The sequence below is a fragment of the Streptomyces sp. BR123 genome (genome assembly GCF_013401435.1).
GTDB lineage: Bacteria > Actinomycetota > Actinomycetes > Streptomycetales > Streptomycetaceae > Streptomyces.
The window spans coordinates 1-7,873 of the sequence record NZ_JACBGN010000314.1; the positions used below are offsets into that span (position 1 = coordinate 1).

The 7,873-nt window shown below is 72.1% G+C and carries 8 protein-coding genes and 1 rRNA gene; 8 read left to right on the plus strand and 1 reads right to left on the minus strand.

Going from position 1 to position 7,873, the window contains the following annotated elements:
* The 8 genes from rrf to HYE82_RS30985 form a co-directional block, all read left to right on the plus strand.
* Window positions 1-96, plus strand: a 5S ribosomal RNA gene (rrf, locus tag HYE82_RS30950); the annotation flags it as partial.
* A 177-nt stretch (window positions 97-273) separates the two neighbouring features.
* On the plus strand, window positions 274-1,491 hold the full coding sequence (locus tag HYE82_RS30955) for an MFS transporter (RefSeq protein WP_179177513.1): 1,218 nt from the start codon (window positions 274-276) through the stop codon (window positions 1,489-1,491).
* Window positions 1,442-2,611 carry an acetoin utilization protein AcuC gene (locus HYE82_RS30960; protein ID WP_179177514.1) on the plus strand — a complete coding sequence of 390 codons (1,170 nt, stop codon included), beginning with the start codon at window positions 1,442-1,444 and terminating at the stop codon, window positions 2,609-2,611. The genes HYE82_RS30955 and HYE82_RS30960 overlap by 50 nt, the downstream gene beginning before the upstream one ends.
* A gap of 109 nt (window positions 2,612-2,720) precedes the next feature.
* Window positions 2,721-3,551 (plus strand): phosphatase, encoded by an 831-nt coding sequence (locus tag HYE82_RS30965; protein ID WP_179177515.1) that lies wholly within the window; start codon window positions 2,721-2,723, stop codon window positions 3,549-3,551.
* A gap of 114 nt (window positions 3,552-3,665) precedes the next feature.
* Complete coding sequence (locus tag HYE82_RS30970; RefSeq protein WP_008738568.1) at window positions 3,666-3,875, plus strand: helix-turn-helix domain-containing protein; 210 nt, start codon at window positions 3,666-3,668, stop codon at window positions 3,873-3,875.
* A gap of 162 nt (window positions 3,876-4,037) precedes the next feature.
* Window positions 4,038-4,136 (plus strand): AURKAIP1/COX24 domain-containing protein, encoded by a 99-nt coding sequence (locus HYE82_RS30975; protein WP_003948845.1) that lies wholly within the window; start codon window positions 4,038-4,040, stop codon window positions 4,134-4,136.
* Between the two features lie 103 nt (window positions 4,137-4,239).
* Entirely contained in the window at window positions 4,240-5,304 is a 1,065-nt protein-coding gene (locus HYE82_RS30980; RefSeq protein WP_179177516.1) for an NAD-dependent epimerase/dehydratase family protein, read from the plus strand.
* Window positions 5,304-6,350, plus strand: a complete 1,047-nt coding sequence (locus HYE82_RS30985) for a lysophospholipid acyltransferase family protein (protein ID WP_179177517.1) — start codon at window positions 5,304-5,306, stop codon at window positions 6,348-6,350. The genes HYE82_RS30980 and HYE82_RS30985 overlap by 1 nt, the downstream gene beginning before the upstream one ends.
* Window positions 6,351-6,422: 72 nt before the next feature.
* Here the strand turns inward: HYE82_RS30985 and HYE82_RS30990 are convergent, their stop codons facing one another.
* A complete protein-coding gene (locus tag HYE82_RS30990) occupies window positions 6,423-7,634 on the minus strand; it encodes a DUF5667 domain-containing protein (protein WP_179177518.1) in 1,212 nt (403 codons plus the stop codon).
* Window positions 7,635-7,873 lie beyond the last annotated feature (239 nt).

A 7,873-nucleotide genomic window follows, 5' to 3' on the forward strand; every position in this document is an offset into this window, starting at 1 on the left:
GAAACGCCCGGTTACATTCCGAACCCGGAAGCTAAGCCTTTCAGCGCCGATGGTACTGCAGGGGGGACCCTGTGGGAGAGTAGGACGCCGCCGAACAATCATTGCGGGAAGCCCCGCACCAGCCCCCTTTTCCGGGGGTTCGGTGCGGGGCTTTTCTGCGTTCACCGGCAGGGGGCACCCCCTATCAATCAGCTGCCCGAGCTGCCCAGCTGCTCGAACTGCCCGTGTGAGATCTCTACCCACGGGTAGGGGGCGCGCCTACGCTGAGCCGCCATGACGGACGATCTGCGGTTGCGGCGCGGGCGCGGTGCGCTGGGGTTCACCTTCTTCGTGCAGGGCGTCACCTTCGCCCTCCTCGTGACGCGGATCCCCGCGATCCAGGACCGGTACGGGATATCCGACAGGCTGCTGCCCGTGTTCCTGGCTGCCGTGCCGGTCCTGGCCGGCGCCGCCAGCATCGCCACCGAGCACCTCGTCCGGAGGGTCGGGGCCGCCACCGTCCTGCGGTGGTCGCAGCCGCTGGTCCTGCTGGCCCTCCTCGGGGTCGGCGCGGGCAACTCCCTGTGGCAGGTCGCCGCCGCCCTCGGCGCGTTCGGCCTGGCCGTGGGCGCGCTCGACGCGTCCATGAACATGCTCGGCGTCAGCCTCCAACGGGCGTACGGCCGCAGCATCATGCTCGGCTTCCACGCGGCCTACAGCCTCGGCGGGATCCTCGGGGCGTCCGCCGCCTGGGCCGGCGCGCACTGGCACCTGGGACTGTTCGCCTCCTACCTGCCCACCGTGGCCGTGCTGCTGCCGCTCGCCCTGGCCGGAAGCCGTTTCCACCTCACCGGGCAGGGCGAAGGCCCGCCCTGTGACGCGCCGCAGCAGGAGCCCGGCGGCTTCCGGCCGCTGCTGCCGCTCTGCCTCGTGATGGCGTGCGCGTACATAGGGGACTCGACCGTCTCCAACTGGAGCGCCAAGTACCTCCAGGACGTCCTCGGCAGCTCCGAGCAACTGGCCACCGTCCCCTACAACGTCTACATGGTCACCGCCCTGCTCGGCCGGGCCGTCGGGGACGCGGGCGTGCGCCGCTTCGGCGCGGCGGCCGTCGTACGGGCCGGGACGCTGCTCGCCGCCGGCGGTTTCGCGGTCGTCGCCACGGCACCCGGCCCGTGGGCGGGGACGGCCGGGTTCACGCTGGTCGGGCTCGGGCTGTGCGTGATCGTGCCGCAGACCTTCGCGGCCGCAGGAAGGATGTTCCCCGGATCCTCCGATACGGCCGTCGCCCGCCTGAACATCTTCAACTACGTGGGCTTCCTGATCGGTTCGCCGCTCGTCGGCGCGCTGGGCGACGCGTGGAGCCACCGGGGGGCGATGCTCGTGCCGGCGGCGTTGGTGCTGGTGACGCTTCTGCACGCCCGTTCGTTCGGCGCGGAAGGCGCCCGATACGGTGTCCCGCATGAGCAGCCGCGGGTTGTTGATGTGGGACGAGGCGGTCACGGGGTATGACTTCGGGCCGAGCCATCCGATGGATCCGGTGCGTCTGGCACTGACCATGGGCCTGGTACGGGCCTTCGGGCTGGACCGGGAGGCGGAGGTGCGGTCGGCCCCGGCGGCCGGCGACTCCACACTGAGGCTCGTACATCGCGAGGACTACGTGGCCGCCGTCCGCGCGGTGTCCGCCGACCCGGGGAGCGCCGACGGCTCGTACGGGCTCGGCACGGTCGACGATCCGGCCTTCCCGGGGATCCACGAAGCCTCCGCGCTGATCGCCGGCCAGTCGGTGGCGGCCGCGGAGGCGGTCTGGCGCGGCGAGGCCGAGCACGCCGTGAACTTCGCGGGCGGGCTGCACCACGCGATGCCCGGCGGTGCCTCCGGGTTCTGCGTGTACAACGACCCGGCCCTCGCGATCGCGCGACTGCTGGAGCTCGGCGCGGAGCGGGTCGCGTACGTGGACGTCGACGTGCACCACGGGGACGGGGTGCAGGAGGTGTTCTGGAACGACCCGCGCGTCCTGACCGTCTCCCTGCACGAGCACCCCGCCACCCTCTTCCCGCAGACCGGCTGGCCCCAGGAGACGGGCGGGCCGGACGCCGAGGGGACCGCGGCGAACGTGGCCCTGCCCGCCGGGACCGGAGACGAGGGCTGGCTGCGCGCCTTCCACGCGACCGTGCCCGAGCTGCTGGCCGACTTCGGACCCCAGGTCCTCGTGACCCAGCACGGCGCCGACACGCACTTCGAGGACCCCCTCGCACACCTCGCGGTGTCGCTGGACGCGCAGCGGGCCGTGCAGGAGTCCTGCCACCGGCTCGCGCACGAGCACGCCGACGGGAAGTGGCTGGCGCTGGGCGGCGGCGGATACGCGGTCGTCGACGTCGTCCCGCGGTCGTGGACCCACCTGGTGGGTATCGCGGCGCACCACCCCGTCGACCCGGAGTCGGCCGTGCCCGCGTCCTGGCGGGACGAGGTGTACGCGCGGACCCGGCAACTGGCGCCCGGCCGGATGACCGACGGGCGGACGGTCGCCTGGCGGGACTGGGCGGCGGGCTACGACCCGGCCGACCGGGTCGACCAGGCGGTCCTGGCCACCAGGCGGGCGGTGTTCCCCCTGCGCGGCATGCTCACGTAGCGGACCGCGCTCCGGGCGGGCCGGCGCACGCTGCCGCATCGTTACGCCAACGGTGGGGCCCTCGGCCGGAATCGAGGATCCGGCAGAGGTGTTGCGGCAGCATCGGAGCGTGTTGAGCACCGGCGCGCTGCGAGCGCATCTGCTGGCCGCCCGCCTGGCCGGGCCCGTCGCCACCTCCCGGGAGAAGAGCCTGCGCAGCTACCGGCTGTTCGCGGCCCGGGATCCGCGCGTGCTGCTGGGATTGGATCCGGAACGCTGCTGGGGCGAGAGTGACCTGCTGGGGCTGATGGCGGAGAAGTGCGGGGTCTCGGCGGATCCCGCGCACGTCAGCGGGCCGGATGTGATCGATCCCGAGCGGACGCTGGCCGCGTTACGGGCCTTCGCGGAGCGGCTGCGGGCGGCGGCCGCGGCTCGGGCGCCCGTGTTGTTCGGCACCGGTCATCCCCACCGTCTCCTGGGGTTCTACGCCAGTTTGGCGCGGGCGATGTCGGCGGCCGGCTGTGATGTCCTCACCCCGGCGCAGGGGGTGAGTGTCGACATGGCGACTCGGTTCGGCGTACGCCCGCACAGCCTCGATTACGTACGGGGGGTCGCGCTGGTGCGAGAGCCCGGCGCGCGACTCCCTGCCAGTGCCACCGGCGCGCACACCCATTCACCACTGCCGGTTCGGATCGCGCTGGGCGCGCTCGCGGAGGAGGGCGGGCCGCTGCCGGAATTGGTGGTCGGGGACCACGGATGGGTCTGCGGTGCAGGTCAGCTGGGTGTGGAGGCCATCGGGCTGGCCGATACGGACGACCCGGCGCTGTTCGTCGGCGAGGCCGAGGGGCGCGTATCGGTCGCGGTTCCGCTTGATGATGCGGTGCGCGCGGACTACTACCGGCCGCTCACACGGTATCTACTGGACCGGGCGCGCCTGCCGGGCGCGCAGGAGTGGCCGTAGCTCCTCTTCCCCACTCGTATCACACGCCCCTACTCTGGGGAGTGAGCGTGCGACGACGAGGAGTAACCGGAGGGGAAGCCGGTGCCCGTCATGCGCGGAAGGTCAAGGTGTGTCATGGCTGCTGGCGAGAGGCCTCTCAGTGAGGTTCAGTTCCTGACCGTGGCGGAGGTCGCCTCGGTGATGCGAGTGTCGAAGATGACCGTGTACCGGCTGGTGCACAACGGTCATCTGCCCGCAATCCGGGTGGGCCGGTCCTTCCGGGTCCCCGAGAACGCGGTCCACGAGTACCTCCGAGAGTCCTATGTGGGGGTGGAGTCGGCCTGAGAGTGGGGCCCGCGACACCTCCGGGTCACTTTGTGGACGGCTCGGATTACAAGCTCTGAGCTCGGGCGGGTAGGCTAGGCCGACGTAGGTCGTGTGGGCCCAGACGCCCCGCACCGATCCCCGCGGGCGCGGGGATGTTCCGAGAAGTGAGCGAGGGTAGTCGTGGGCTCTGTTATCAAGAAGCGGCGTAAGCGGATGGCCAAGAAGAAGCACCGCAAGCTGCTCAAGCGCACCCGCGTCCAGCGCCGCAACAAGAAGTAAGCGGCAGCTGTACGTGTTCTCCGCAGCCCCTCCACCTTCCTTGGGTGGAGGGGCTGTGGTGTAAGCAGGGACAGGCGGGGACGACGAGGGAGGCGCTGGGCTCGTGGGTAAGGTCGTGCTCGTGACCGGGGCTGCCCGGCAGTTGGGAGGCCGCTTCGTGCGGCGGATCCAGCGGGACCCCGAGGTCGAACGGGTGATTGCGGTCGATGCGGCCCCGCCCCCGCGCAGCCTGGGGTCGGCCGAGTTCGTCCGTATGGACATCAGGCAGGGTTCCGTCGCCCGGGTCCTCGCCGAGCACGCCGTGGACACGGTGGTCCACCTCGCGGTCACCGGGGGCAGCGCCGGCACCGGCGGCATGGGCAGCGCCGTCAAGGAGACCAATGTCATCGGGACGATGCAGCTGCTGGGCGCCTGTCAGAAGTCGCCGACGGTACGCCGCCTGGTGGTGAAGTCCAGTACCAGCGTGTACGGGGGCGCCCCGCGGGATCCGGCCGTTTTCTCGGAGACCACGCAGCCCAAGACGCATCCGCCGGGCGGCTTCCCGAAGGACGCCGCGGAGGTCGAGACGTACGTACGGGGCTTCGCGCGCCGTCGGCCCGACGTCGCGGTGTGCGTGCTGAGGTTCGCGAACATCCTGGGCCCGCACGCGGACTCCGCGCTCGCCGAGTACTTCTCCATGTCCGTCCTGCCGACCGTGTTCGGCTATGACCCGCGGCTGCAGTTCGTCCACGAGGAGGACGTGCTGGAGGTGCTGCGGATGGCGGCGCAGGAGCCCCGGCGCGGCACCCTCAACAGCGGCACGTTCAACATCGCCGGGGACGGCGTCCTGTTGCTGTCGCAGTGCGCGCGGCGGCTGGGCCGGCCGACGGTGCCCCTGGCGCTGCCCGCGGTGACGTGGGTGGGGGCGGCCCTGCGGGCGGTCGGCGTGACGGAGTTCTCGGCCGAGCAGATCAGACTTCTCACGTACGGGCGGGTCGTGGAGACCACGCAGATGCGGGAGGTGCTGGGATTCAAGCCCATGTACACGACCGCCGAGACCTTCGCCGACTTCGCGCGCAGCCGGGGGAACGGGCTGCTGCCGCCGGAGCGGGTGGGGCAGGCCGTCGACCGGGCCGCGGAGATGCTGAACGTCGGGGTTGCCGGCGCCGAAGAGGGAGCGCAGCGATAGTGGCGGACGCCAAGGTCATTCCGTTCGACGAGGACCGGCCGCGCCGGCGGGGCCCCGGGACCCGGCGGGTCCGGGCGGTTCCCGCTGCGGCGCCCCTGCCGGAGGCTGCCGTGGCGGTCGCACCGGCCGGGGAGCCCACCGGTGGCGCGCACGGCGCGCACGGCGAGGAGGTCGGCAGGGCAGGGCCGGGCCGGGACGGCGGGCGGTCGGCTTGGGACCGGCGGATCGCGGGCGGGCTGGCGTTCCTGCGGCGGCGCGTCACGGGGGAGTACGAGGTCGACGAGTTCGGCTACGACCGGGAGCTGACGGACCAGGTCCTGATGTCCCTGATGCGGCCCCTGTTCGACAAGTACTTCCGCGTCGAGGTCCGGGGCATCGAGAACATCCCGGCCGAGGGCGGCGCGCTGATCGTCGCGAACCATTCCGGGACGCTGCCGCTGGACGGGCTGATGATGCAGGTGGCGGTGCACGACCACCACCCGGCGCAGCGGCACCTGCGGTTGCTGGCGGCGGACCTGGTCTTCATGCTGCCCGTCGTCAACGAGCTGGCCCGCAAGGCCGGGCACACCCTGGCGTGCTCGGAGGACGCCCAGCGGCTGCTGGAGGCCGGGGAGCTGGTCGGGGTCATGCCCGAGGGCTTCAAGGGGATAGGGAAGCCGTTCGGGGACCGGTACCGGCTCCAGCGGTTCGGGCGGGGCGGGTTCGTGTCGACGGCACTGCGGGCCGGCACGCCGATCGTGCCGTGCTCGATCGTCGGGGCGGAGGAGATCTACCCGATGGTCGGCAACGCGAAGACCCTCGCGCGGCTGCTGGGGATTCCGTACTTCCCGATCACGCCGACGTTCCCGTGGCTCGGGCCGCTGGGCGCCGTGCCGCTGCCGACGAAGTGGACGATCCAGTTCGGGGAACCGATCGCGACGGACGGCTATCCGCCGGAGGCGGCGGAGGACCCGATGCTGATGTTCAACCTGACGGACGAGGTGCGCGAGCAGATCCAGCACACCCTCTACAAGCTGCTGGTGCAGCGCAGATCCGTCTTCTTCTGAGGTCGTCCGGCATGACGAGGTGCCCGGCCCCCGCAGGGGCCGGGCACCTCGTCACATGGCGCCGCGTGTGTCCTAGCCGGCGTCCTCCGCCTTCAGGCCCAGGCCCGGGAGGAGGCCCGGGAGCAGGGGCGGCAGGGTGATCTCGGGCTGCGCCGCCTCCGACGAGGACGACGGGGCGGGGGGACTCTGGCCGGCCGGAGGGTTGAGCAGGTCGCCCGCACCACCGAGGAGGCCGCCGCCGGGGGCAGGGGACGGCTTTCCTGAGGTGGGCGGTGCGGCCGGAGCCGGGGTGGCCGCGGGAGCGCTGGCGCCCGCACCCGGCGCGGAGTGCTGCTGCCCGGCCGGGGCGCTCGGCTGCCGGGGCGCGCCGCCCGTGCCCCGGCCGGGTTCCGGGGGCTTGGGAAGCAGGCTCTGAAGCGGCGCCACGTCATCGTCTATGGCCTGGAACACCGACTCGACCTCGCCGCCCACGTCGGTGAGCTGGGCGGGGAGTTGATTGCGCAGCTTGCCCCACGCGTCGCGGTGCGAGCGCGAGAACGTGGACAGCGCCTGGATCGGGCCGAGCGAGCCGTCCCTCTCGTAGGCCGCCTGGAGCAGGCGGTGGCCCTCCGACGCGTCGTGCTTCATGCCGGCGAGGGCCCGGCGGATCGCTCCCAGGGACTCGTGGTCGAGCGCGCCCGAGCGGCCGCGCTCCATGAGTCTGCGGGCCTCCGACAGTCGGTTGGACGCCTGGTCGAGGTAGAGCTCGCCCCTGTCGGCGTCCTCGTCGGCCATGCCGAGCTTCAGGTCCTCCATGCCCCGTTTGACGGGGTAGAGGGCATCACCGGGCAGGGCGTCCGTGCTGGCAGCGGCCACGCCGCTGAAGGCCCCCGCGGCCACACCCACGGTGAGGCCGCCTGCTGCGATGCCCTTGGACCAGCGGGAGCGGGGCCGCAGTTTCCGGAGCGGTGTCGCCCGGTGGGCGCCGCGGCCGGCCCGCTGTTCGGGCAGCTGAGGGTCCGAGGCGGCACTGCCTCCGGCCCTCTCCTCCATCACCATGGCCTCCATGGCGGCGACGAGCTGTGCTCGCTGCACCACTTTGACCTCGGGGTCCAGCACCGGGCGCGGCAGGTCGCCGAGCACGCTCGCCAGGTCCAACAAACGTTCGTGGTCGGCGGATTCGGCAGGTGCCTCGGACTGCTCGGCCGCCGGGTCCCGTTCGGAAAGGTCGGACGCTGGGGTCCGATCCTCCAGGGCCTGGGCGAAGGCGTTCGCCCGCCGGTGCGGAGTCACGTTCGCGATCACTGGCGGCACCTCCTCTCGTCATGACGATCGACTCCCCAAGGTGTCCGGAAGGTTGCCTGCCTTGAGCGCATCCACACTTTCGAGTGAGCGGCTTTCGGCAGGGTGTCTCCAAAGGGAGCCTGCATCCCGCACAACGAGCGGCGCGGCAGTTGGGTTACGGACGAAGGATGATCGGACCACAGCGTCATCGAGGGGTCACCGGTTGTGTGGATGGTGCGACGGTCGGGAGGGGTGGGGGG

Excerpts from the sequence above, each read along its gene's own strand:
- HYE82_RS30970 (WP_008738568.1), top strand. The coding sequence starts at position 3,666 with ATGGCTGCTGGCGAGAGGCCTCTCAGTGAGGTTCAGTTCCTGACCGTG.
- HYE82_RS30960 (WP_179177514.1), top strand. The coding sequence starts at position 1,442 with ATGAGCAGCCGCGGGTTGTTGATGTGGGACGAGGCGGTCACGGGGTAT.
- HYE82_RS30955 (WP_179177513.1), top strand. The coding sequence starts at position 274 with ATGACGGACGATCTGCGGTTGCGGCGCGGGCGCGGTGCGCTGGGGTTC.